Source organism: Vibrio sp. QJM3NY_15, from assembly GCF_057785995.1.
Genome location: NZ_CM173518.1, coordinates 1,721,701 through 1,746,767, shown reverse-complemented (window position 1 = coordinate 1,746,767; position 25,067 = coordinate 1,721,701). Strand labels below are relative to the sequence as shown.

Sequence of the window (25,067 nt, the reverse complement as noted above, 5' to 3'; positions counted from 1 at the left end):
AGCAACGAAACCTTGTGATTAGATTTGAGTCGATTGGACTTTTGTTCAACTGATTACTTTTTTAAGCATCGATCGCTCCTTTATCAAAGAAGATAACCATGACTGAATTGAATATCGCTGAACTGACCAATAAATTTCCTTTGTTGGAGCAACTGACTGCTTTGCAAGAGGTGAGTTGGTTTAACCCAAACATCACGACGTTAGAACAGGGTTTACCTTATGTGGGGTTAAGTGAAGAAGACATTCAAGATGCAAGCCTGCGATTACAAAGGTTTGCCCCTTATCTAGCGCAGGCATTCCCAGAAACACAAGTGACCAATGGCATTATTGAGTCTGAGCTTATTGAAATGCCAGCGATGAAATCAGTATTAGAAGTTCATTATCAGTCGTCGATAAAAGGTCGCTTAATGATGAAAAAAGACAGTCACTTGCCAATCTCGGGTTCAATTAAAGCGCGTGGTGGTATCTACGAAGTGTTAACTCACGCCGAGAAATTAGCGTTTGAAGCTGGGTTACTCTGTGAGAGCGATGATTACAGCAAACTGCTAAAACCTGAGTTTCGTGACTTCTTCAAACAATACAGCATTGCCGTTGGTTCAACAGGCAACCTAGGCATGTCGATTGGTATCATGAGCGCCAAATTAGGTTTTACAGTGTCGGTTCACATGTCTGCCGATGCGAGAGAATGGAAGAAAAACAAACTGCGTGAGCATGGCGTCAATGTGGTTGAGTACGAGCAAGATTATGGTGTTGCGGTAGAGCAAGGCCGTAAAGAAGCGGAGCAAGACCCGAGTTGTTTCTTCATTGATGATGAAAACTCACAAACTCTGTTCCTTGGATATTCTGTGGCAGGGAAAAGGCTAAAACAACAATTTGAACATCAACAGATTCTGGTCGATCAAGACCATCCGCTGTTCGTTTATTTGCCTTGTGGTGTAGGTGGCGGCCCCGGTGGTGTGGCATTTGGCCTAAAGATGGCTTTTGGTGACCATGTACATTGTATCTTTGCAGAACCCACACATTCGCCTTGTATGTTGTTGGGAGTCCATACTGGCTTGCATGATGAAATCGCAGTGCAAGATTTGGGTATTGATAACCTTACTGCCGCAGACGGACTCGCAGTAGGTCGCGCTTCAGGTTTTGTTGGAAGAGCAATGGAGCGTTTACTCGACGGCTATTACACGTTAACCGACGAACGCATGTATCAATTGCTAAGTGAACTGAATCGAGCGGAGGGAATTCAATTGGAGCCTTCTGCACTGGCGGGTATGCCGGGAGCTGTACATGTTGAACACAACAGTGAGTATTTGGCGCGGTTAGGTATTGATGACTCTACGTTAGCCAACGCGACGCATCTTGTTTGGGCGACAGGCGGCGGCATGGTGCCAGAGCAAGAAATGGCTGCGTATTTAGCAAAGTCTTCGGTGTAAATCAGATAGAAAGTCGTACGCTGGTTGATGATTTATGAGTTTAAACGAAGCAATAAGTTGCGCAGATCGTTACTTAAAACACATATTTTATAAATTAGACTTCATAGATGTTCTAACTATCAGTTAGGTTGAGTGGCATTCAACTTGATAGGGATAGAGAGATGCAAGCACAACAGCCAAATACACCAGAAAAACTCTTACAGCGCCTAGATGCCATTGGGGAATCTTTGAAAGCTTCTGGTAAGGCGCATGCTTTATTGGGGCTAGGTTCTGTTGGTATTGAAACGGAGCGATTGGATCAGTTCTCAGATGTGGATTTCTTTGCGATAGTCCAAGAAGGGCACAAACAATACTTCTTAGACAGCTTGCATTGGTTATCTGACATTCTTCCAATCGACTATGCCGTAAGGAACACCGTCGATGGCTATAAAGTACTTTATGCCGATGGAATATTCTGTGAGTTTGCCGTGTTTGAACCACACGAATTAGCGCATATTCCGTTTGCTGAAGGTCGCATTGTTTGGCAGGAAGCCGACTTTGATACTCAGTGTTGTGTTCCACCAGTAAAAGGTGCGGCTGAAACGAATTCTCAAGAGTGGATCATCGGCGAGGCGTTAACCAATCTTTATGTGGGCATGAGCCGATATAATCGCGGTGAGAAGCTTTCAGGCTCTCGCTTTGTTCAATCCTACGCGCTTGATCGTCTGATCGATCTTGTCGATCAAACTGAAACGTCTGAGCCGGAATTCGTCGATGAATTTATGTCGGATAGAAGGCTAGAGGCGCGTTTCCCTCAATTTGCTAAGTTACTGCCAACGTTCACACAAGGCTATGACAGAACGGCTGAGTCGGCACTCGCGCAATTGGCGTTTTTGAATACGCACTTTTCAGTAAATCAAGCCATGTTCGCTAGAATTACGACTCTGTGTGAATAACGTTTTTTTGGCTGTAGTAAGACAATGTGTAAATAATGGTTGTGGCTCAAGGCCATTATTGATACGTTTTTAGGATGAAATTTACTTCCGCTTCAACTTCAATTTTCTTCTGGTGGTGCTCTATCTAGAGCAGCACGGAATACTTACATTCTTAAGCTGCTGGAAGGTAGTTAAGAATGTCACCAAGAATGTCGTCTCTTTTTATCTCCAGTAGCCTTTTTACTTGGAGATACCTATGAAAACCACTCTAGATACCAAAAAACCTGAAATTATTTTAACGGGTGACCGCGCGACAGGACCACTGCATCTTGGTCATTATGTCGGGTCATTACAGCAACGCGTGTCTCTTCAGAACCATCACGACCAAACAATACTGGTCGCAGACATGCAGGGGCTCACCGACAATGCTCATAACCCTGCAAAGGTTTCGTCCAACATTCTTAATGTCGTCGCTGACTATCTTGCAGTGGGTATCGATCCGACAAAGACAACCATTTGTCTCCAATCACAGCTGCCTGCATTGGCTGAGCTCACTATGTTCTACAGCAACCTTGTTTCTATTGCTCGCTTGGAACGCAATCCCACTGTTAAAAGCGAAATTCAGAATAAGGAATTTGGCCGCTCAATCCCTGCTGGCTTTCTGACTTATCCCATCTCACAAGCGGCAGATATCACGGCGTTTAACGCAACCTTGATTCCTGTTGGCGACGATCAATTGCCAATGCTAGAACAGACCAACGAGATCGTGAGAAAAGTAAACTCACTCGCGGGCAAGCCCATCTTAAATGAGTGTAAACCGCTGCTTAGCAATGCTTCACGCCTTCCGAGTACTGACGGCAAAAGTAAGATGTCTAAATCAATGGGCAACGCTATTAACCTTGGCGCGACAGAAAAAGAGATTCGTGCAGCAGTTAGATCCATGTATACCGACCCAAATCATCTAAGAATCGAAGACCCGGGCCAAGTAGAAGGGAACATCGTGTTTACTTATCTCGATGCCTTCCATACTGACGCTGACTTTGTCAATGAACTAAAAGATCATTACCGCAGAGGCGGGTTAGGTGATGGCCAAACTAAGAAGGTGTTGGAAGAATGCCTACAGGACATGATTCGACCGATTAGAAAGCGCCGAACTGAACTGTTAGACGACAAGGCTCAGCTGATTGATATCTTACGTAAAGGCACGCAGGTATCGAGAGAAAGAACAGCAAATGTATTATTTGATGTAAAGGGCGTGTTTGGGCTGAATATACTCTGATTGCAAGGCGACTATTAGCACACAAATGCCAGTGTCTAACATTAAAATTATCAATGGTTTGAGTGTGGGTTATATGTAAATAAAGTCAATTACGTTGAATGGGAATAGTGATTAATTTATAACATCGCTTTTGTAACGGCACTTGTTACTCGCTTGCTGATTTTTTAATGCTTTTATGGCTGGGCGAGTGAACGAGGCCTTTCTTCAAATGATGGAATTAAATGAAAACCAAATTATTACTCCCAATCTTACTTCTAGCCTCGGGCTGTTCTGACGTGGTCAGTGACGAGTACGCAACTTACGAATTGGCTCAACAAGATCGTTTGTTTGATAGAGGTTGGTTGCCCGACATCTTGCCTAGCTCAACGTTGCAGATTGAAGTGAATAACGACTTAGACATCAACACCTCTGAGGGGAGTTTTCGTATATACGAGCCTCAGTTATCCGAGTTCATCGGTAAGCTGACGCAAACCCCGTCCAAGGATGAGTATCTGTTTACCGACAACGATAATACTTGGATGTTTAAGATAGCGGACGATAGCTTGGTCACTTACACGCTCAACAAAACCAAACACTAAGTCTCAACCACCGCCAACATACCCTCATCATTATTTTACTCGATACCATCTTGTGTGACTGCGGGAGTTGAATCTTGTGAGGGTGAGTTGGTGCTGTTATTTAACAATCGATATCGATACTGAATCTCGTAACGATTTGAAGCATGAAATTTGTGCATATCATCGAAAATCAGATACCCCTTCATATTTTAGGTCTATTTGTTGAGTTGTTGATAACTATAAGAAATTATTGATTTTTGACTGCCATTCTCATTTTTAATTGTACTAGGAACTATGTTCTGAATCGATATCACATATGCAATTAGGTGTATTTAATTATATGGAGTTTCTATCGTTAAGATGCGCGCTCATCCAGTGGGTGAATTTATAAAAACATAATTATAAAGGTGACGTATGCGTGGTGCACATTTACTAATGCTATTTCCGATAGCGTTTACTTCTCAAGCTGCCAATGTTGTCGACTACTCGCAAGTCGATTTATCTACAGTACTCAATCAAACAACACAGGGTTTTACCGCTGTAAGCCAACCACTTGCTTACCAAGATGCAAGTCGTGTGGATACTGGTACAACAACACTCCTACGTAAGAAACAACTCCACTATGGGATTCCGGTTTACGGTAAATCGGTAGTGGTTGATCTTTCCCTGAAGGGCATTACTAAAGCAGTAGATGGACAAGTGTTAACGGATATCGAAGCTGATATCGGCTCAACATTGCCAATGATTAACGCTCAGCAAGCATTCGCTATTGCTAAATCACAATATCAAGGTGTAGCGGCAGCGACCATTCACAGTCCAAATACTGAACTTGGAATTTGGCTTGATGAACAGCAACAAGCACGCCTTATTTATAAGATTGATTTCCTACAAACGAAAGGTATGGCGCCGTCACGACCGATTACACTCGTTGACGCGAAATCTGGCGAGTTGCTCGACCAGTGGGAAGGGATTGCATTCATTGAGGCAGAAGGGCCTGGCGGAAACCAGAAAAGTGGCCGTTACTATTTTGGCTCCAATACACAGTTTGGCGCGTTCCAAGTCAACTCGTTCTGTCAGATGGACAGCCAAGACGTAATAACGCTTAACATGAACAACCAGCAGAGCTCCGGTCAGGTACATCAATTTAGTTGTAACGATAATGGTGGGAGCAACGTTAATAATTATCGTGCCGTCAACGGTGCGTATGCGCCAATGAACGATGCACATTACTTTGGTCAACGTGTGTTCGACATGTACCAAGATTGGTTGAACACTCGTCCCATTCAACAAAAGTTAAAGATGCGTGTTCACTATGGCTCGAACTATGGAAACGCATTTTGGGATGGTCGCCAAATGACGTTTGGTGATGGCAACCAATCGATGTATCCATTAGCGACGTGGGACGTGATTGCTCATGAGGTGAGTCACGGCTTTACTGAGCAAAACTCGGGTCTTGAATATCGTGGCATGTCGGGCGGAATGAACGAATCTTTCTCGGACGTGGCAGCAGCAGCGTTAAGTGAATATGTGCACGGTAGTTTCAATTGGAAGATGGGTGAACATGTAATGAAGCATAGCGATGCAATGCGTTATTTCATTAAACCGAGCCAGGATGGTATGTCTATCGGTCACATCAACCAGTATTACAATGGCATTGATGTCCACCATAGTTCAGGGATCTTTAATAAAGCCTTCTACCACCTAGCAACAAGCAACAGTTGGGACATCAAAAAAGCGTTTAAGGCTTACGCAACCGCGAACCAACTTTACTGGACACCAAACTCGGATTTCCAACAAGGTGCCAATGGGGTGTGCAAAGCAGCAGAAAAGCTAGGTTATGAGACCTCTGCGGTGAAGTCTGCATTTAACGAAGTGGGCATTGATGTACAAAACTGTGGTTCTGGTCTGCCAAACCCGAACCCGAACCCGAATCCTAATCCACCAACACCAACACCTGGCGTCGTGGATCTAGAGATAAACATGCCGACACCTATTCAGGCAGAAGGTGATGATCAGCAACAGTTTGTACTTAAGAATGCACCGGCCGATGAAGTTTGGGTTCAAACTTACAATGGATACGGTGATGTAGACATGTACGTTGCAGTCGGTCGACCAGCATCAGTAAATGATTACGATTGCGCCTCTACCAATCAAGGTAATCGTGAATATTGTGGTCTAAATGGCGTACAGGGTGCTGATATATATGTGATGGCTTCTGGCTCTAAAGGCTCGATGGATGCGTATGTTGCGGTTAGTGCTGACTTAGAAGCGCCTAAACCTGAGCCACAAGGCTTGTGTGATAATCTTCAAGAGTGGAACCCAAACTACTATTATCCAGCAGGTACGGCAGTTCAATATTATGGCAACAGATTCTCAGCGTCTGCGGATAACTGGGGAGCAGACCCGTTCAACAATTATTGGTACTGGGTATTTGAAGGTGCTTGTTACTAGTTAAAACGACTTAAAGTGATTTAAGTGAGCTAAAACCGATGAGAAGGGAGTGCAGTTTGTGCTCCCTTTATTCGTTCAAAGTGAGAAGTGAAGATGTATGCTGATCTTGTGTTAGCACGTCCAACATTAGAGTATATGGCTTAGCCTTATTCGACACTCAGCATGCAATATCTAGTAACGACGAAACAAGGATGATTAAATTGGAAATCAGTCATTTAGATCACTTGGTGTTAACCGTTAAAGACTTAACCGTGACGGTGGATTTCTATCAGCGCGTGTTAGGTATGAAGCCTATCCAATTTGGAGAAGGTCGCTTAGCGTTATCATTTGGCAGCCAAAAGATAAACCTTCATCAACGAGGTAATGAGTTCGAACCAAAAGCGCAGCACGTGCAAGCGGGTAGTGCTGACCTTTGTTTTATCACCAATACACCAATGGCAACGGTGATAGAACATATTGAAGCTCAAGGGGTCACAATAGAAGAGGGGCCAGTACAACGAACAGGTGCGACGGGGAAAATTGTCTCCGTTTATGTTCGAGACCCTGATGGCAATCTGATTGAGATTTCGAATTACTAGGTTTCAGAGTCAAACTTCATTTTTGGTTTGTTTACGAGTAGATAACTTCACACCCAAAGCCGCTTGGGCTAGATGTAACAAGACAAATAAATTACAATTGAACAATGTTTTATTAATTCGAGCCTTTTCGTCATGGTGCGAAACCTAGTCACATTCATCTTTAGTCTGTTTTTCTTAACCGCTTGCTCCACAACGAGTAATGAGCAAATTGATGAAAAGACATTGAGCAACGAAGACACTCTGTCTAACACTATTGAAGACGAGACGAATCTAAACGTCATTACTGAGTCTACTGATGAGACAAATGCTGATTTAATTAAAGGCTCTAATATAAACGGTAAGAGACAAGCTGAATCAGTTGAAGCTTCTCAAGCTAATGCTACTCAAGGAAGTGCATCTCAAACTCACGCTTCTGAAGTACATGTTTCTAAAGTAGCAGCTAAACAAGTGACTCAAGATAAAGTCGAGACCGACAATGAGAAAGGGCTTGGAAGTTACCTATTACTTAACAATGAGCCGACTAAGAAAGTCATTAAATCGTTAGAGGGTGTGACAGATACATTGAACATCCTGACCTTTGGAATCTTTGCCACTGGCCACGGTTGAACGAAGAGCTCAGAACCAAGAACATCGAATCAGTCAATAAGGCGGGCCAAACGGTTCGCCTTTTTTATATTAAAAAATTACTGTTAGCTCTGGTTATAGCGTGTCGTTTGCTTGTCTGTCGGCTTGAGTCAAGAGACAGTCAGCAAAGTAGGTATTTGTTTATTCTGGAATGGACACGCCGTATTTACCGTAGTTGACTTGTTATATGCATCAAGGGTTTTAATACTCTCCCCAAAGTAAGCCGTGAAATCTAATCTTACAAAGACAATGTCTGATATTCACTTGTGAGCATAGTAGCATGTTTGCGGTTAAATCCGTTGTTTAGGTTTTGTTATCAATATTCTAGGGAAGAGATATGAAGAATAAGAGTGCATTTTTAAGCGTCGCGATGGTTATGTTAGCTGCTCAAGCGAACGCATCTGAGGGGAGCCATGAGTCTGTAGCAGACAGTGTTATCGCTGAGCAAAGAGCGAATCTATCTGAAAATACTCAAGGAAAAGGTTTTGGCCCACAAGCTCCTCGTGACTTGGGTTCACTTGAGGGTACTAATGCTCGCCTGTTTTCGGATGCGCCAGATTCAACAGCCATGAACTTATGTAATATTCACTTCCATAAGAACGCAGAGCATAAAGGTGGCGAGTTTACTCAATACGCTGGTAACGGTGATGGAAAAGGTTTCCAGAGTGGCTTTAAATACACAGGCAAGCTAAGTTCTGCTGAGCTGAAACCATTTGAGGGCAAGGTTTGTCCGAGCGATCATGGTTCTTTGCATTCGGGCGACACCATCGAGGTGCATTACGTGTATTCAACCGCACAAGTCGAACCGGGTGAAACGCTTGGCGCTTGCTTCAACGATGCGATTACCAACCCGCAATTGCGTGTAGAAACCCAAGTTTACGTATTAGTAAATGACGACAAGGCACTCGACTTTGAAGCACTGGCTAAGCACTCTAAAGTCAACGGTTTGCACCAAGCTCCAAACATTCCACAAGATACCGGTTCAGCGATTCAATACGCAGGTTCTACAACGGGCCCTGGTTACAACGAGCAAGGTTCGCCATTCCAAGTGACTTGGAGCGTGCGTCCACAAGTGGCGAAAGTGAATATCGCGACGGTTGGGAACTGGTGTGAAGGAAACGATTTTAACGAAGACCATGCACACGGTGTGAGAAATATAGTCGTAAACCCGGAACTGTTGTCACCAATAGCTAACTAGATTTATATGGCGGTAGACACTAGGCTGAATTGCCTTAAGTCTTAAATGAATACAAAGGTGAACCATAGAGTTCGCCTTTTTTATGTCTTAACGAAAAACACGTTGGGTTTAGCTTTTAGCTTTGCGGGTCATGCTTAGCGGGGAAATTACGTGTGACACTTGTTCAAAACATGAATCGTTTGAATCGCCCTTGTTAAAAAGCGTTCTTTACTCGAATCAAGGCTCCATGATACGTTCGAAACTAATAATGTTGAATGATATTTGAGGGTAGGCGGATGTCACTAGAAGGGGCTGTTACATTCTTTATTGCCATGTTTATATTTGGTATTACTCCGGGGCCTGGCGTATTCGCTATTTTGGCTCGCGGTATGGTTCACGGATGGCGTAAATGCATCACTCTTTCGTTAGGAATGATATGCAGTGACCTTATTTATCTTGTTTTAGCCTGTTTTGGTCTAGCGACGATTGCTGATAATTGGTCTTTTGCGTTTGAGGTGATTCGCTACGTTGGTGCCGCTTATTTGATTTACTTGGGCTACAAGATGTTTAAGAGTCTGCCTGAAGTGCAAGGTTCAGCGGAGCTCGCCGCCAAACAAAGTCAGAAATCGGCACTTGCGAGTTTCGCACAAGGCTTTTTGATCTCTGCATCAAACCCTAAAGTGATTCTGTTTTATATTTCGTTCTTACCGACTTTCGTTGATCTGACGGTTTTACGTTCCCAAGATATCGTCTTGGTGTCCGTTTTAGCGTCTGTTGCGTTGATGTCTGGTTTAATGCTGATTGCTTTGGGTGCGGGCAGAATGTCTGCGTTACTTAAAACACCACGCGCACATAGAAGATTAAACCAAAGTGCTGGTGGGATAATGATTGCAGCTGGATCTTATCTCGCGATAAACAGATAAACACGACTTAATTTAACTAAAAAAGCGAACCCAAAGGTTCGCTTTTTTGTTGTCGCATCAACTAGAGGCGAGAATATTAAGTACTCACAAGTGAACGGTTGCATCAAGCCTCCAACATTTCTCAAGGTACTGGTTCTGCGGGTCAATACGCGAAACCTACTCTTTATTTTCTATCCTCTATTTTCTACTCGCTATTCACCTATACCTCTTAAGCAGTGCTGTTATTTGTTAATCAGATTTCCAAGTGCTCGTTTCGCGTTGAATGTACTCATATGTTAGGTAAGTGTGATTAACATATGTTTTTCGTATGATTTAGCTAAAGTTATCGAGATTTTTACAGATAAAGGACTAGTGGGGAGCTCTAACACGAGATAAAACGTGCGAGCTTTGGTTTCGCTTTTTGAAACCTTTAGAGAACTTTTAACAAACTTGCGTCGAGACAACCTAAATGAAGAAAACAATCCTATTTGCCGTTTTTATTATGTTTGGCATTGCAGTCGCTGCGAGTATGGCGTCAACCTATTTCATTTCAAGCGAAAAAATTGATGAGATAATATTAAACAAATCTCAAGTTCAAGCTGAATTTTTGGCTGGAAACGCTGGGTATATCTTAGAGAATTCGGATAATCCAGTTCAAGACTTACAAAAGCTGGTGGGTGAGCTGAAACAGCGATCTGATGTCACTTATGCCATTGTTATTGATAGTAACGTAAGCGCTGTTGCGCATAGCGACAAAAATAAACTGAATAAAGTTTATGAAGATAGCTATACCGTTAAAGGCGCAACCCAAGGCGTCCAACAGTATTCAAAATGGTACGCGGATGTTCAACAAGTGTGGGTGTTTGACATTATGGCACCTATCTACGTCAACGGTCAGCTGTACGGTACCTTTGATATCGGTATTCCGATCACGGAAGTGAGCCAAGCAACGAATGGTATTATTAGCTACCAGCTTGCTTCAATGGTTTTCATTTTTGTTGTCTGCCTCATTGTTTTATCGCTTCTTCTTAGCAAACTGATGCAACCTCTCTTGGTATTGAAAAACACATTACACGATATTTCTGAAGGTGATGGTGACCTATCAGTACGTCTGCCGATCAAAGGGAATGACGAAGTCGCTCAAATTTCATCGGCTTTCAATGTGTTCGTTGGCAAGGTACACGAGATAATTACACAAACAGTGAACACGGGTGTTGAATTAAACAGTACCGCGATTGGTCTTCGTGAACAGTCACAACAAGCCTTGCAAAGAGGGCAAGAGCAGAACCAACAAACCATGTTGGTCGTGACGTCTATGAATGAAATGATTTCTACGGTTAATGAAATTGCGTCTAGCGCGGCAGGTGCAGCAAGTGCCGCAAACATGGCCGCGAGTGAAACTCAAGAAGGTCACAAGACAATCGAGAAGACCACAACTTCGATTGCCAACCTTGAAGCTGAGATGAATAGTGCTTCTAACATCATCGTGAGCCTTGCTGATAATACTCAGTCGATTGGCACTATTCTTGACGTTATTCGAGGTATCTCTGAGCAAACAAACTTGCTTGCACTTAATGCTGCAATCGAAGCTGCGCGTGCTGGTGAAGCGGGCCGAGGCTTTGCTGTCGTTGCTGATGAAGTTCGTAATCTTGCGACAAAAACAGCACAGTCGACCGATGAAATTGACACCATGATTAATCAACTTCAAACCGAAGCTAAGAACGCAGTCAGCTCGATGAGTAACAGTAAGAGCTTAATTGAAGAGGGTACGTCCGAAACGGAAATGGCTCGCCAAGCTTTGGAAAAAATTTCTACACAAGTATTGGCTATTCTTGATATTAACACTCAAGTCGCGACGGCAACTGAGCAGCAATCAGCGGTAGCGAATGAGATAAACATGAACATGGATACGGTTAATAGTTCAGTCAAAAATGGCTTGAACGCAAGTGAGAAGTTAGAGCAATCAAGTCAGAAATTGGCTGAGTTATCACAAGTTCTCGACCGTTATGTCGGTTCATTTAAAATCTAGATTTTCTAACATGCATCTTTAAGAGGTATGTCGAGTCTCCAGTTATTCAATTGCGCTTATGTTATACATGAGCGCTTTTTTTTGCGACATGCCAACGCAGATACACCAATAGCGCAAAACAGAAATGAAGAATGTAACCGCGTCGCTATGTCGTGACAATTTAGCTTATTCCAAACAACGTGGATAAATAAGACAGTAACAATGAGCTACTTACCTTTAGCTCACATGCTCAAGTTCAAAAAATCGACTAAACAGCAGCTTTGATGTGACACATAAGGTGTTACGCATCTCTCCACAATGTATAGTTGTTGATAATTCATTCACTTATTGAATATTCTTTAATTGTTGGTTGATGTGGTTGTTATGAAGAAAAATGGTTTTACGTTAATGGAGTTGATCGTCGTTATCACCATACTCGGAATTCTTGCTGTTACGGCAGCTCCGAGGTTTCTTAATATCCAAGAGTCAGCGAGAGAAGCGGTACTTGAGGGTGTTGCGGGTGCAATGGAAGGGGTCATCACTCAGGTAACCTCTAAAGCGATTATTGTCGGATTAGATCCGGCTGCCAGCAACCCAAGTGATCAAAGTAACTATGTTATCGATTTTGGTATCGGTAGCGTTGAGGTCGACTGGGGTACACTTTGTCCTGAAAGCCGAGGGGAGTCTGGCGACAAATTGAACATGCTCGATTTCCTTACCTTGTCAGATGATGACAGCTTAACGTCTGACTTTGCTAATAGATATACAGTGGTTGGTTATGAATACCCGTTTACCACTGGAGATCTTGGCGGCGCGATAATAGACGATCTTCCATCCGGTTGTTACGTTCTCTATGATTCTTTTGGTGGTAGAACAAGTGGAGATACATGCCCAGCTAATGGTTGTGTATGTACAGTTCAAGTAGTTAACGATGAGTGTTAAACCGAACACATGAACTGATTTATAGAAACTCAATAAAAAAGCGCGTTATTGCCGAGTAGCAATAACGCGCTTTTTTGTATTAGCTTGATGATTTGTCTTAGTTTGCCAATGGAGCACTTGTTGGTGGCAAGTCACGCTTCTTAATCACGTATCGTAAGCGAATTAACATCAGCGTTGCTGAAACGCTCAAGCCCGTTAGGATACCAATCCAAAATCCTTCCTCACCCATAGCAGGAACAATGTGGTCTGTTAAGCCCAACACCATGCCGAGTGGAAGTGCTAAGCCCCAGTATGAAGCGATGGCTAAGATCATTGGGATCTTAGTATCTTTATAGCCACGCAGTGCGCCGTTAGCAGACGTTTGTAATGCATCGCTGAATTGGTACATCGCAGTAAAGGTCAACAATACTGCTGCCGTTGCGCTAATTGCTGGGTCGGTGGTGTAAAGTCTAATGATCCACTCTGGGAACAACAGGAACATCGCAACCGAAAGCAATGAGATCAACGCGGCAACCAAAATACCGACTTTACTGCGTTCAATTGCGCTTAGTTCGTCTTTCTGACCTAATGCATGTCCAACACGAATCGTAATGCCAAACGAAATACTCATTGGTATCACGTAAGTCAGGCTCGAGATGTTAAGTGCAATTTGTGCGGCTGCCACGTTCTCTGCACCAATACGGCCAATCATCAAAGCGATAACCGCAAAGATACTGCCACATACCGCAATGTTCATCCCGATAGGTAAACCTAATCTTAGAAGGTGAAGCATCTCTTTCGCTTTTGGTTTTGCATCTGCAAAGCTAATAATGGTCTTGTAGTGGTGATGACCTTTAATGTAGGAATACAGCATTCCCGACATTAGCCAATACACTAAGCTTGTCGCCCAGCCACAACCCACAGCGCCCATTTCAGGGAAGCCAAACTTACCGTAAATAAGCACGTAGTTGACCGGAATATTCACCAACAAACCAACCACAGAAATGATCATCGGCACTTTGGTGTTGTTCATGCCTTCACAGAAGCCGTTCAAGGTGTAGAACAGGGCAATCCCTGGTACACCAAAGGCTAGGGCAAAGGCATAGTCACTGCCAATTGGAATGATCTCAGTGGCTACGCCAATCCATTCTAAGATCGGTTTCGCACTCACCAAGTAAGCGATAAGCAGTACGCTAGCAATTAATGCCAACCAAACCATCTGGAAGAATTCAACAGAGATACTTTGGAAGTCACGAGCACCGCGGTGGTAAGCGACAACAGGCGTTAACGCCATAATCACACCACGTAGCAACAACAACACAGGAATCCAAAGGCTGGTGCCAAGTGCAATAGCGGCGAGATCGGCAGGACTTACTTGGCCAGCCATTGTCGTATCGACAAATCCCATCGCTTGGGTAGCTATTTGAGTCAAAATGATTGGAATCGAAAGATGCATAAGCGCACCCGATTCACGAGTAAAAGGACGAAATTTCGTTAGCATGGAAGTTCACAACACCAATATAAATACACGAATGATGGCAGGATGGCCGGTGTGCATTTTAGGATGTGCCCCGTTGGGCGGGCGACAATATAAACACCTTACCGTATAGGGTCAAGCTTTGGATTTATAGAGTTAAATCAGCTCTGACATAGGGAAGGGTTCTGATGGTTAAAACACAGTTAAAAAGCGCATAAGTTTATGATTTGGCGGGCGTTATATTGGTTAGGTAATTTCAGTATTTGCTACGCTTCTCACTAAGGTTGCACTATAAGCTATTGTTATAGATATACTAAGGCTAGTACAATTGATGGCATAAGGAGCTAGATAGAAAATTCTGTATTTAAATGCAGAATTTTTCGGTCTAAGAACTGTTAAGCATTTCAAAATTTGAGGAAAAAATGGATAGACCTGTAGTAGATGAAATTTATGACATTCTGGTAAAGGGTGACCTAGAGAGGTTGGAGGGTATTTCTCGACCGCAGGATGCAGTTTATATTCGGACTGCTATATCTACAGAGTCAGCTAATGCAGCTGGCCTGCATATTAATTTGGAAGATATAACAAGTAAAGCCCCTTGGGTAACCCCTCTTTTTATTGGACCTAAGGTATTTCTCAACTCTGCCTCTACGGCTCTTCAAAGTCACTTAACAGGTGGAACATCTTCAGTTCCAATCGATTGGAGTTTTTCTTTTGACTCGAATGTTGGTGAGCGTGTGAGGGCTTATGTGAATCATGAAAACATAAATAAGAAAGATCAAGATAGGATTATTACTTTACTTAAGCTAAAGAAAGAGTATTCGCTTCAGACAGACCTAGTGCCATTTTTATTCGAGAATTTAAGACTGTCACGTGAAGACAATAAAAACCTTCGCCCCTTAAACACTATTTTAGCTTTCAAAAAACTTGATCATATAGACTGGGATAGTTTTGAAAAAGATCCTTATAAACCGAAGTTCATTTGTAATGAGCAAGAGTTACTAAAAGAATCAGAGAGGGATTACGAAAGTTTTGTTACCAATGAAGAGGTTAAAAACCGAGAATATAAAGCTGTTTTTACTCAGGTTATATTGTTTGAATTAGCTATTTTATGGCTGAAAAATCCGACTAAACCAGATGAGGTCTTTAGCAAACTGATCGACTTTTGTGTGTTGCAATTGGGTAAACTACCAAAATATGAATTGCTTGTAGCACTTCAATTTTTAGAAAAACCAAAGCGTGTACGTTTCTTTGGTCCTCTAGCCGATGTTGCAAAAAAGATTGAGTCAGATTTAAAAGGAATGGCGTGGGACATTTCTCATGTGCGAACGCTGGAAACTATGTCAACAATTACGGCTTTAGGTTCGTTCTTTTTGCCCTTCTTTGTGTCTTTCGATGACAAATTCTCAGAGCTATTGAAGTTAAATCAAATTAACTTTCTTGTAATAGATGACAGATTAAAACGTATGCATAGTGCGAGTGTTCATGAATTACGCTTTCAAATTAAATTAGATGAGTGCATGTCTGAAGAGGTACTAAGTAAGTCTTCCTATAAAGAATCGGAAATGAGAAAGCAGTATATGTTACCTATCAATGATTTACAGCATATATTGAAGCATCAAGAAGTAGCCCTAAAAGCAATAGCTGATGAAGTCAGAACTAGTAAGAAACCAAAAAGAAATGCTTAACAAACGACTATGGCGACAAGATACATGACTTTTAAGTACCATCACGTCTTAGTTTCAAACCAAGAGCTTTATCAGTCTTCTACTGCCACAAAGACAGCAGAAACACGAAAAGACCAATCCCAAGCGTGACCTTTAGAAGTAAGCCAAGAGGAGCACCACCTTTTGGCGCTTTGTTACAACATCCCATAATTGATTCCTAATTCAGTGTTGGTTTAGATCAACCTTAAACCTTTCCCTTACGGTAAGGTCAATGCATTTGTTAACCTTGGATTTCAGGCAACAAAAAGGCGAACCGTTTGGTTCGCCTTTTGTTATGTTTCGCTGCTTTGCGCCGCTACGAATTAGTCTTCGTAGTTATCGATGCTTGGGCAAGAACAGATTAGGTTACGGTCGCCGTATACGTTGTCTACACGGTTAACAGTCGGCCAGTACTTCGAGTTCTTCGTTGCTTTCGATGGGAAGCAAGCCAGTTCGCGAGAGTAAGGGCGATCCCATTCTGCGCCTGAAAGGTCAACTTGTGTGTGCGGTGCGTTCACTAGAGGGTTGTTGTCTAGTGGCCATTCACCCGCTTTCACTGCTGCCATTTCGTGACGGATTGCGATCATCGCTTCACAGAAACGGTCTAGCTCTTCTAAATCTTCAGATTCAGTTGGCTCAACCATTAGCGTGCCTGCTACTGGGAAAGACATCGTAGGTGCGTGGAAACCGAAGTCCATTAGACGCTTAGCAATATCTTCTTCGCTGATGCCTGTGTCTTCTTTAAGCGGACGAATATCGATAATACATTCGTGCGCTACACGGCCGTTAGTGCCACGGTAAAGAACAGGGTAGTGAGGACGTAGTTTTTCCATCACGTAGTTCGCGTTAAGAATCGCGACTTTCGTTGCGTCTGTTAGGCCAGGTTCGCCCATCATTGCGATGTAAGCCCAAGAGATAGGTAAGATTGAAGCACTACCTAGATCTGCAGCTGATACCGCGTAGTCAGAACCTTGTACACCGTTTTCGATGTGACCTGGTAGGAAAGGTGCTAGGTGCGATTTAACGCCGATAGGACCCATACCCGGACCGCCACCACCGTGTGGGATACAGAATGTCTTGTGTAGGTTCAAGTGAGATACGTCTGAACCGATGAAGCCAGGTGAAGTTAGACCTACTTGAGCGTTCATGTTCGCGCCGTCTAGGTAAACCTGACCGCCCGCTGCGTGTACTTGTTCACATACTTCTTTCACTTGCTCTTCGTATACGCCGTGCGTAGAAGGGTAAGTGATCATGATGCTTGATAGGTTTTCTTTGTGCTTCTCGATTTTCGCAGCTAGGTCTGTCATGTCGATGTTGCCATCTTCATCACACTTAACAACCACTACCTTCATTGAAACCATAGATGCCGTTGCAGGGTTAGTACCGTGCGCAGAGCTTGGAATCAGACAAACGTTACGGTGAGCGTCACCGCGGCTTGCGTGGTAACGTTGAATCGCGATTAGACCTGCGTATTCACCAGATGCACCAGAGTTAGGTTGTAGTGAGAAATCGTCGTAACCAGTGATTTCACATAGCTTCTCTTTAAGATCTTTTGCTAGCGCTGTGTAACCTGCTGCTTGATCAAGAGGTGCGAATGGGTGAATTGAACCAAACTCAGGCCATGTTACTGGAATCATCTCAGCAGCAGCGTTCAGCTTCATCGTACAGCTGCCCAGTGGGATCATGCCGTGCGTTAGCGAGAAGTCTTTGTTCTCAAGCTGTTTTAGGTAACGCATCATTTGCGTTTCGCTGTGGTGCGTATTGAATACTGGGTGAGTTAGGAACTCTGATTCACGACGGCAGTTTTCTGGAATTGCTGCAAACTCGTTTGATGCAATGTCAGAAGATAGTGCTTGAACGTCTTCTTTCACGTCGAAGATTGCAAACAGTGAGTTCACGTCGTCGATCGTTGTTGTCTCATCTAAGCTGATACCGATCTTACCCTTAAGAAGGCGAAGGTTGATGTCTGCTGCTTGCGCTTTCGCGTACAGTGCATCTGTCTTCTCTTCAGAGTTGATCGTGATGGTATCGAAGAAGCTGTTGTTCGTTAGCTCGTAACCCGATTTAGTCAGGCCAGCCGCTAGGATAGCTGTCATGTGGTGTGTACGACGAGCAATAGTACGTAGGCCTTCTGCACCGTGGTAAACCGCGTAGAAAGACGCCATGTTTGCTAGAAGTGCTTGAGCTGTACAGATGTTCGATGTCGCTTTCTCGCGGCGGATGTGTTGCTCACGAGTTTGCATTGCCATACGTAGCGCTTGGTTACCGTGAGTATCGATAGATACACCGATGACGCGACCTGGCATTGTACGCTTATGCTTTTCACGAGTACCCATGAATGCAGCGTGTGGACCGCCGTAACCCATAGGAACGCCGAAACGTTGCGCTGAACCGATTACTACGTCCGCGCCCATTTCGCCAGCAGGCTTAAGTAGAGCAGAAGCAAGTAGGTCAGTAGCAACTGTAACCAGTGTTTTGTTAGCTTGAGCTTTCGCAATGATGTCTGTTAGGTCACGAACTTCACCCGTTGTACTCGGGTATTGAAGAAGCGCACCAAATACGTCTTGCTCTGGAAGTGTTTCAAGAGCACCAACCATTACTTCAAAACCGATGTACTCAGCACGAGTTTTAACAACTTCTAGTGTTTGAGGGTGAACATCGTCAGCAACGAAGAATACTTTGCTCTTGCTTTTGCCAGCACGCTTACACAGTGTCATTGCTTCGCCAGCCGCTGTCGCTTCATCAAGAAGGGATGCGTTCGCGATTTCCATACCGGTTAGGTCCATTACCATTTGTTGGTAATTGAGTAGAGCTTCAAGACGACCTTGAGAAATCTCTGGTTGGTATGGTGTGTAAGCTGTGTACCAGCCTGGGTTCTCTAAAACGTTACGTAGAATAACGTTTGGAGTGAATGTGTTGTAGTAGCCTTGGCCAATGAAAGTACGTTTCACTTGGTTTAGGTTTGCGATCTCTTTAAGAGAGGTCAGCATGTCCATTTCGCTCAGTGGCGCAGCAAGTGTCATTGGTTTTTCAAGACGGATTTGTGCAGGAACCGTTTCGTCGATCAGTGCGTCTAAGCTAGTCGCGTTGATCGCTTCAAGCATTTTCTGCTGGTCTGCTTTATTAGGGCCGTTATGACGAGCAACAAACTCGTTTTGAGTACCCAAGTCTTTTAGTAATTGGCTTTGAAGTAATTCAGTCATGATATGTTCTACTTTCTCTTTGGAGCCGTGAGCTAGCCCCTAAAATTAAGCTGCTCCAAAGAGCAGCTTTATCGTAATGAGGAACCTATTAGTCTTCTTCGATAGAGCTTAGGTATTCTTCCGCATCTTTAAGGTTGTTTAGTTCAGACGCATCAGACATCTTCACTTTAACAATCCAACCACCTTCATAAGATTCTTCGTTAATTAACTCTGGGCTATCTTCTAATTCTTCGTTGATTTCTACGATTTCGCCAGAGATTGGTGCGTAGATATCAGAAGCTGCTTTCACTGATTCAACTAGAGAGAAGCTTTCGCCAGCTTCGATTTCGTCTCCAGTGTCAGGCAGGTCAACAAACACAACGTCACCTAGCATCTCTTGAGCGTGCTCAGAAATACCGATAGTTACAGTACCGTCACCGTTGTCTTTTACCCACTCGTGGCTGTCTGCAAACTTTAGTGTATTGTCCATTGCTTATTCTCCAAAAATTTATGAGGTTTTAATTTAAATCTTAAAAACGGTTTAACGATAAAGAGGGAAGCGTTTGCAAAGCTCTTTAACTTGCTTGCGAACACGTTGCTCAACTTCAGCATTGCCTTCAGGGCTTTCAACTAAGCCATCAAGTACATCGCCGATCCATTCACCGATAAGTTTGAATTCTTCAGTGCCAAAACCACGACTGGTTCCAGCTGGCGTACCTAAACGAATACCCGAAGTAATCATAGGCTTCTCTGTGTCGAATGGTATGCCATTTTTGTTACATGTGATCCCTGCACGCTCTAATGCTTCTTCAGTTACGTTACCTTTCAAGCCCTTAGGACGAAGGTCAACCAACATTAGGTGCGTGTCTGTTCCACCAGTCACAATGTCACAACCGCGAGTTTGCAACACTTCAGCAAGAACTTTTGCGTTGTCGATCACTGAATCAATATAAGTATTAAATTCTGGGCCAAGTGCTTCGCCAAACGCCACTGCTTTAGCCGCGATAACGTGCATTAGTGGGCCGCCTTGAAGGCCAGGGAACACTGCAGAGTTGATTTTTTTGTTGATGTCTTCGTGGTTCGTAAGAATCATACCGCCGCGTGGGCCACGAAGTGTTTTGTGCGTTGTTGTTGTAACAACGTGTGCGTGTGGTAGTGGGCTAGGGTGAGCACCTGTCGCGATAAGACCCGCAATGTGTGCCATATCGACCATTAGGATAGCGCCAACTTCGTCAGCGATTTCACGGAACTTAGCGAAATTAATAACGCGTGGGATAGCACTACCACCAGCAATAATCATTTTAGGTTGGCTTTCGATTGCTAAAGCGCGAACTGCTTCGTAATCGATTTCTAGAGTGTCGCGGTCTACGCCATATTGAACTGCGTTGAACCACTTACCAGACATTGCAGGGCGCGCACCGTGTGTAAGGTGGCCACCAGCGTCAAGAGACATACCTAGGATAGTGTCGCCAGGTTGAAGTAGGGCAAGTTTAACTGCGCCGTTTGCTTGAGCGCCAGAGTGAGGCTGTACGTTTACGTATTCACATTTGAACAGCTGTTTAGCACGCTCAATCGCGATAGCTTCAACGGTATCTACGTGCTCACAACCACCGTAGTAGCGACGGCCTGGGTAGCCTTCTGCGTATTTGTTGGTTAGGCAAGTGCCTTGAGCTTGCATTACTGCTTTAGAAACAATGTTCTCAGAAGCAATAAGTTCGATTTGTTCGTTTTGACGAGTGTTCTCTGCTTGGATTCCAGCAAATACTGCGTCATCAGTACCAGATAAGTTCGTAGTGAAAAAACTGTCTAAGCTATGGTTTTGGTAAGCGTTCATTGTCGAGACCTTTCATTAAGCTAATGGTGATTGTTTTTATAGTCCATTAGGTCTTAAGTTGATTTCTGCATCGGTATCGTTTGCGCTATATAGGTATAGATAAACGTGAATTGCGTTATAAATATACTCTTACAGCGTCTAAGCGATCGTTGTAGGGTCAATGCAGCACGAATTGTTTCCCAAAAGTTCGGGTAAAAAACAGCTCTTACAAATGTTAAATCTATCATTTGCTGCAAGCTGAAGTAGCATCTCTTCATCTAACAAGTCGATAACATAGCTCCGATAAAATCAATTTTCAACAAAAATTTCCAATAGGAAACAACTTTTCTTGTTTTGCTACGGGGAGCACGCTTTATTTCTCTGTGTGCTCTTTAATCAACAAAGCGCTTCATGCAACAATGAAATTAATAGACAGGAAGCAAGAAATTAATGAGGGACCTATGTCAGAAGACATTTATGATGAGTACCCATCTTTAACGTTGGCGAAGGAAACGTTAGACCAGAATATTGAACCACTTAGGCTTGGCCAGCGCATTAAAGATATCCGCGGCAAGCTTGGGATTACGCTAGAAGAAGCAAGCCAAAGAACAGGCTTGGCGCGTTCTACGCTCAGTAAAATTGAGAACGAGCAAATCTCGCCAACCTTTCAAGCTATGCAAAAACTGGCGATGGGTTTGCAAATTGACATGCCTCAACTCTTTGAACCACCAAGGAAAAAAGTTGCAACAGGACGTCGTGACTTAACTAAGGCAGGGCAAGGAAAGCCACACCCAACACCGACTTACGAACATGAGTTACTTGCCACAGAGCTTTCTAATAAGAAGATGATGCCGTTTAAGAGCCGCGTGAGAGCGCGTACTTTTGAAGAGTATAACGATTGGGTTCGCCATGATGGGGAAGAGTTCTTAATGATCATATCTGGCGATGTGATGTTCTACTCAGAATTTTACGAACCCGTACCGATGAGTGAAGGTGATAGCATGTATTACGATGCCAATATGGGCCATATGCTTATCTCGACCAGTGCAGACGACGCGCTCATTTTGTGGGTGACTGCAAAATAAATTAACAATCTTAGAATTTCTTATAGTGGATGCAAACGTTTGCTTTTGTTTCGAACGTTAGGCATTAGACGCGATATTGGTGTGATAATCATCAATATCGCGTTTTTGTATGTATCGAATAATTGTTTTTAAATTGTTAAATGTCACATTTTGAGCTGTTTGACTATTGTTAAGGGTGTAAAACTGACGCAGGCTTGTTTATTATAGTGAACACGGTTTACTCATGTTGATTGAAGTTTACTGAAGTGAATTCTTAGAAAGTGACTTGTAGAGCTTTTGTACAGCTAACCTGATTTATCAAGCTAACGATATAAGCCTATATAAAAGACATCACTTTTTACTATCTACTGTTTCTAAGGTTAAGACGCCAAGGTTACTGACGCGAATACGCTGAGGTGACTAATGATGAAACTTATCGTTAGAAGCGACTCTAAATAGAGATATAAGCGGCAGACTCGATTTGGACAGCCTGCAACGCTTCATGGAGAAGAAAATGACTCAAGAACACGCTAATCAAGACCTACTAACAACACCACTGCATGCACTTCACGTTGAAGAGGGTGCAAAAATGGTTCCTTTCGCTGGCTACGATATGCCAGTTCAGTACCCACTAGGTGTAAAGAAAGAGCACTTACACACTCGTGATGCTGCCGGTCTTTTTGATGTTTCTCACATGGGGCAACTTCGTCTTCATGGCGCGAACGCAGCTGCTGTCTTAGAATCTTTGGTTCCTGTAGATATTATTGACCTTCCTTCTGGTAAGCAGCGCTATGCGTTTTTTACTAACGAGCAGGGCGGCATTATGGATGATCTGATGGTTGCTAACCTAGGCGATCACCTATTTGTTGTTGTGAACGCGGCTTGTAAGACACAAGATATCGACCATCTAACTGCGCACCTTCCAGCTGACGTAGAAATGGAAGTGATTGATGATCGTGCTCTATTAGCACTTCAAGGCCCTAAAGCGTCTGAAGTTCTTGCTCGTTTCCAACCAAGCGTTGCCGACATGCTGTTCATGGATGTTCAAAAAGTCGATATCGATGGCGTTGAATGCATCGTAAGCCGCAGTGGTTACACGGGTGAAGATGGCTACGAGATTTCAGTACCGAACGATCACGCTGAAGCACTTGCTCGTAAGCTAACATCAGAAGCAGAAGTAGAGTGGATCGGCCTTGGTGCACGTGATTCACTTCGTCTTGAATGTGGTCTATGTCTATACGGTCACGACCTAGACACAACGACAACACCAGTAGAGGCTAGCCTTCTATGGGGTATTCAAAAAGTGCGTCGTACTGACGGTGAACGTGCAGGCGGTTTCCCTGGCGCTGATATCATCCTTGAGCAAATCGCAACGAAAGATGTTCAACGTAAGCGTGTAGGTCTAGTGGGTCAAACTAAGGCGCCAGTACGTGAAGGCGCAGAGCTGTTCGATGCTGAAGACAACAAGATTGGCGTTGTAACGAGCGGTACTGCTGGCCCTAACGCTGGTAAGCCAGTTTCAATGGCTTACGTTCGTACAGATCTAGCAGCAATTGGTACTGAAGTATTCGCTGACGTTCGTGGCAAGAAGCTACCAATGACAGTAGAAAAAATGCCTTTCGTACCTCAACGTTACTACCGTGGCTAATCTCTTTTAAGATAAACCACTAAGCTGAATGAAAGCCTATTGTTTACCTCTTTATATTAAGAAGTATGACGGTAGGCTTTTTTGTATTCGGTAACGTACATAACTTTGAGTACTGGTAAAGATACGTCGTCTGGAATTTCGTTTATAAAATGAGAGATGTGGCCATATCGTTACAAATACTTACTATACTCAGGGTTATGCCGTGTTATGGTGGCCACATATCATTTTTATAAATAAGTCGTAGTGGTTACAAGGAGTTAACTATGAATGTGAACTATACAGTGAGTCCGGTTCGTAAAGCCGTTTTAGTGCTTTTAGCACCGTTGATTTATACATCTAGTGTATTGGCGACGGAAAACACGGCCGAGAGTGCTCCTGATGTGGGTGTCACACCTTATATCGTGAATGGTAGTAACGCTTCAGTGACTGAATTTCCTTCAATGGCGAGCTTGTTCATTGATCGTATTGATTATGATGGTGTTTACTCGAAAGGCCCTTACTGTGGTGCGACCATTTTAAACCCGACTCATATCCTGACGGCAGCACACTGTATTTACGGCAATGAAGAAGGGCAGCTATTTACTACTGTAGTCCCTCAAATTGAAGATACGTCTCAATTCCCTAACGGTAACATTCAAAAAGCGCGAGTTTCAGAAGTTTACTATCGCAATGACTATTCAAATGCGTTGAGTGATCTACTCCGCAACGATGTTGCGATTCTTAAGCTAGAAAGTGCACTGAATATCGATTCAATTAATGATGTTGTTAAGCGTCCGTCAAACACGAACTATCGAATTGGTGTTAATGACTTTGTTGCTGTTGGCCATGGTGATACACGTTCAGGCTTTGACGGGACAACTTTGTTGCAGAAGGCTGACCTGAATTACGTAGATAACGCTACTTGTGCTTCAGCCTTTACTGATGGTTCTGCGTTAACTGATAATCAAATCTGTTTTGTTGGTGACAGAGCTGCTTCTGGCTTGTACGGCGGTACGTGCCAAGGCGATTCAGGCGGCCCAGTGTATTGGAAAGACGGTGCTGATTACAGACAAGTTGGTATTACCAGTTTTGGACCAGATACTTGTGGTGGTAGTGCTACTGTGACATCGGTATTCACTGAAATTTATGATTATGAAGCTTGGATAGACAGTGTTATTGCTGGTACCGAAACCGCCCAGTTTGTTTCTACTGATGCTAAGCGAACAGCTTATGTGAATGCACGGACATCATCTGGCTCTGGTAGCAGTGGTGGTAGTGTTTCATTTGGTTTGCTAGGTATGCTGATGTTGATTGCGGGTGTTAGAAAGGCAGTTAAACGTTAGAACTTCAATGTTTT

Annotated in this window: 19 protein-coding genes; 15 read left to right on the top strand and 4 right to left on the bottom strand. The window is 43.5% G+C overall.

Features of this window, described 5'->3' with window-relative positions:
• The first annotated feature begins 98 nt into the window (after positions 1–98).
• The 11 genes from dsdA to AC3CKG_RS23950 all read left to right on the top strand — a co-directional run bounded on the left by dsdA (position 99) and on the right by AC3CKG_RS23950 (position 12,862).
• Positions 99–1,430 carry a D-serine ammonia-lyase gene (gene dsdA / locus AC3CKG_RS24000; RefSeq protein WP_076670243.1) on the top strand — a complete coding sequence of 444 codons (1,332 nt, stop codon included), beginning with the start codon at positions 99–101 and terminating at the stop codon, positions 1,428–1,430.
• Positions 1,431–1,591: 161 nt separating this feature from the next.
• On the top strand, positions 1,592–2,365 hold the full coding sequence (locus tag AC3CKG_RS23995; RefSeq protein ID WP_488529516.1) for a hypothetical protein: 774 nt from the start codon (positions 1,592–1,594) through the stop codon (positions 2,363–2,365).
• A 235-nt stretch (positions 2,366–2,600) separates the two neighbouring features.
• The gene (trpS, locus tag AC3CKG_RS23990) at positions 2,601–3,623 is read left to right on the top strand and encodes a tryptophan--tRNA ligase (protein ID WP_065112953.1); all 1,023 of its coding nucleotides are present in this window, start codon (positions 2,601–2,603) and stop codon (positions 3,621–3,623) included.
• A gap of 221 nt (positions 3,624–3,844) precedes the next feature.
• On the top strand, positions 3,845–4,201 hold the full coding sequence (locus AC3CKG_RS23985) for a YbbD-related protein (RefSeq protein WP_065105684.1): 357 nt from the start codon (positions 3,845–3,847) through the stop codon (positions 4,199–4,201).
• 393 nt (positions 4,202–4,594) lie between these two features.
• Positions 4,595–6,631 carry a M4 family metallopeptidase gene (locus AC3CKG_RS23980; protein ID WP_488529515.1) on the top strand — a complete coding sequence of 679 codons (2,037 nt, stop codon included), beginning with the start codon at positions 4,595–4,597 and terminating at the stop codon, positions 6,629–6,631.
• A gap of 200 nt (positions 6,632–6,831) precedes the next feature.
• Positions 6,832–7,209: a VOC family protein gene (locus AC3CKG_RS23975; RefSeq protein WP_065105686.1), complete on the top strand. Its 378-nt coding sequence runs from the start codon at positions 6,832–6,834 to the stop codon at positions 7,207–7,209.
• 132 nt (positions 7,210–7,341) lie between these two features.
• The gene (locus AC3CKG_RS23970) at positions 7,342–7,815 is read left to right on the top strand and encodes a hypothetical protein (protein ID WP_065105687.1); all 474 of its coding nucleotides are present in this window, start codon (positions 7,342–7,344) and stop codon (positions 7,813–7,815) included.
• A 355-nt stretch (positions 7,816–8,170) separates the two neighbouring features.
• Positions 8,171–9,031, top strand: a complete 861-nt coding sequence (locus AC3CKG_RS23965) for a delta-class carbonic anhydrase (RefSeq protein ID WP_102311963.1) — start codon at positions 8,171–8,173, stop codon at positions 9,029–9,031.
• Positions 9,032–9,306: 275 nt separating this feature from the next.
• Positions 9,307–9,933, top strand: coding sequence for a LysE family translocator (locus AC3CKG_RS23960; RefSeq protein ID WP_102282303.1), 627 nt, complete (start codon positions 9,307–9,309; stop codon positions 9,931–9,933).
• Positions 9,934–10,414: 481 nt separating this feature from the next.
• A complete protein-coding gene (locus tag AC3CKG_RS23955; RefSeq protein ID WP_170960670.1) occupies positions 10,415–11,941 on the top strand; it encodes a methyl-accepting chemotaxis protein in 1,527 nt (508 codons plus the stop codon).
• 363 nt (positions 11,942–12,304) lie between these two features.
• Complete coding sequence (locus AC3CKG_RS23950; protein WP_099166726.1) at positions 12,305–12,862, top strand: type II secretion system protein; 558 nt, start codon at positions 12,305–12,307, stop codon at positions 12,860–12,862.
• A 97-nt stretch (positions 12,863–12,959) separates the two neighbouring features.
• Here AC3CKG_RS23950 and AC3CKG_RS23945 read toward each other — a convergent pair whose 3' ends face one another.
• Entirely contained in the window at positions 12,960–14,342 is a 1,383-nt protein-coding gene (locus AC3CKG_RS23945; RefSeq protein ID WP_099166712.1) for an MATE family efflux transporter, read from the bottom strand.
• Positions 14,343–14,740: 398 nt separating this feature from the next.
• On the opposite strand from AC3CKG_RS23945, the gene AC3CKG_RS23940 reads away from it, so the two are divergent.
• Positions 14,741–16,006 carry a hypothetical protein gene (locus AC3CKG_RS23940; RefSeq protein WP_372035500.1) on the top strand — a complete coding sequence of 422 codons (1,266 nt, stop codon included), beginning with the start codon at positions 14,741–14,743 and terminating at the stop codon, positions 16,004–16,006.
• A gap of 341 nt (positions 16,007–16,347) precedes the next feature.
• Here AC3CKG_RS23940 and gcvP read toward each other — a convergent pair whose 3' ends face one another.
• The 3 genes from gcvP to AC3CKG_RS23925 form a co-directional block, all read right to left on the bottom strand.
• Positions 16,348–19,227, bottom strand: coding sequence for an aminomethyl-transferring glycine dehydrogenase (gcvP, locus tag AC3CKG_RS23935; protein WP_102306853.1), 2,880 nt, complete (start codon positions 19,225–19,227; stop codon positions 16,348–16,350).
• Between the two features lie 88 nt (positions 19,228–19,315).
• The gene (gene gcvH / locus AC3CKG_RS23930) at positions 19,316–19,696 is read right to left on the bottom strand and encodes a glycine cleavage system protein GcvH (RefSeq protein ID WP_004730871.1); all 381 of its coding nucleotides are present in this window, start codon (positions 19,694–19,696) and stop codon (positions 19,316–19,318) included.
• 51 nt (positions 19,697–19,747) lie between these two features.
• Entirely contained in the window at positions 19,748–21,040 is a 1,293-nt protein-coding gene (locus AC3CKG_RS23925; RefSeq protein WP_488529514.1) for a serine hydroxymethyltransferase, read from the bottom strand.
• Between the two features lie 440 nt (positions 21,041–21,480).
• Between AC3CKG_RS23925 and AC3CKG_RS23920 the strand changes: the two genes are divergently transcribed.
• The 3 genes from AC3CKG_RS23920 to AC3CKG_RS23910 all read left to right on the top strand — a co-directional run bounded on the left by AC3CKG_RS23920 (position 21,481) and on the right by AC3CKG_RS23910 (position 25,053).
• The gene (locus AC3CKG_RS23920) at positions 21,481–22,104 is read left to right on the top strand and encodes a helix-turn-helix domain-containing protein (RefSeq protein WP_102294852.1); all 624 of its coding nucleotides are present in this window, start codon (positions 21,481–21,483) and stop codon (positions 22,102–22,104) included.
• Between the two features lie 493 nt (positions 22,105–22,597).
• Complete coding sequence (gene gcvT, locus AC3CKG_RS23915; RefSeq protein WP_029223675.1) at positions 22,598–23,731, top strand: glycine cleavage system aminomethyltransferase GcvT; 1,134 nt, start codon at positions 22,598–22,600, stop codon at positions 23,729–23,731.
• A 263-nt stretch (positions 23,732–23,994) separates the two neighbouring features.
• Positions 23,995–25,053 carry a S1 family peptidase gene (locus AC3CKG_RS23910; RefSeq protein ID WP_488529513.1) on the top strand — a complete coding sequence of 353 codons (1,059 nt, stop codon included), beginning with the start codon at positions 23,995–23,997 and terminating at the stop codon, positions 25,051–25,053.
• The last annotated feature ends 14 nt before the right edge of the window (positions 25,054–25,067 follow it).

Coding starts and splice junctions, on each gene's coding strand:
- AC3CKG_RS23950 (WP_099166726.1), top strand. CDS start 12,305: ATGAAGAAAAATGGTTTTACGTTAATGGAGTTGATCGTCGTTATCACC.
- AC3CKG_RS23945 (WP_099166712.1), bottom strand. CDS start 14,342: ATGCTAACGAAATTTCGTCCTTTTACTCGTGAATCGGGTGCGCTTATG.
- AC3CKG_RS23910 (WP_488529513.1), top strand. CDS start 23,995: ATGAATGTGAACTATACAGTGAGTCCGGTTCGTAAAGCCGTTTTAGTG.
- gcvP (WP_102306853.1), bottom strand. CDS start 19,227: ATGACTGAATTACTTCAAAGCCAATTACTAAAAGACTTGGGTACTCAA.
- gcvT (WP_029223675.1), top strand. CDS start 22,598: ATGACTCAAGAACACGCTAATCAAGACCTACTAACAACACCACTGCAT.
- AC3CKG_RS23940 (WP_372035500.1), top strand. CDS start 14,741: ATGGATAGACCTGTAGTAGATGAAATTTATGACATTCTGGTAAAGGGT.
- AC3CKG_RS23965 (WP_102311963.1), top strand. CDS start 8,171: ATGAAGAATAAGAGTGCATTTTTAAGCGTCGCGATGGTTATGTTAGCT.
- AC3CKG_RS23985 (WP_065105684.1), top strand. CDS start 3,845: ATGAAAACCAAATTATTACTCCCAATCTTACTTCTAGCCTCGGGCTGT.
- AC3CKG_RS23920 (WP_102294852.1), top strand. CDS start 21,481: ATGTCAGAAGACATTTATGATGAGTACCCATCTTTAACGTTGGCGAAG.
- gcvH (WP_004730871.1), bottom strand. CDS start 19,696: ATGGACAATACACTAAAGTTTGCAGACAGCCACGAGTGGGTAAAAGAC.
- AC3CKG_RS23960 (WP_102282303.1), top strand. CDS start 9,307: ATGTCACTAGAAGGGGCTGTTACATTCTTTATTGCCATGTTTATATTT.
- AC3CKG_RS23970 (WP_065105687.1), top strand. CDS start 7,342: ATGGTGCGAAACCTAGTCACATTCATCTTTAGTCTGTTTTTCTTAACC.
- dsdA (WP_076670243.1), top strand. CDS start 99: ATGACTGAATTGAATATCGCTGAACTGACCAATAAATTTCCTTTGTTG.
- AC3CKG_RS23925 (WP_488529514.1), bottom strand. CDS start 21,040: ATGAACGCTTACCAAAACCATAGCTTAGACAGTTTTTTCACTACGAAC.
- AC3CKG_RS23980 (WP_488529515.1), top strand. CDS start 4,595: ATGCGTGGTGCACATTTACTAATGCTATTTCCGATAGCGTTTACTTCT.
- AC3CKG_RS23955 (WP_170960670.1), top strand. CDS start 10,415: ATGTTTGGCATTGCAGTCGCTGCGAGTATGGCGTCAACCTATTTCATT.
- AC3CKG_RS23995 (WP_488529516.1), top strand. CDS start 1,592: ATGCAAGCACAACAGCCAAATACACCAGAAAAACTCTTACAGCGCCTA.
- trpS (WP_065112953.1), top strand. CDS start 2,601: ATGAAAACCACTCTAGATACCAAAAAACCTGAAATTATTTTAACGGGT.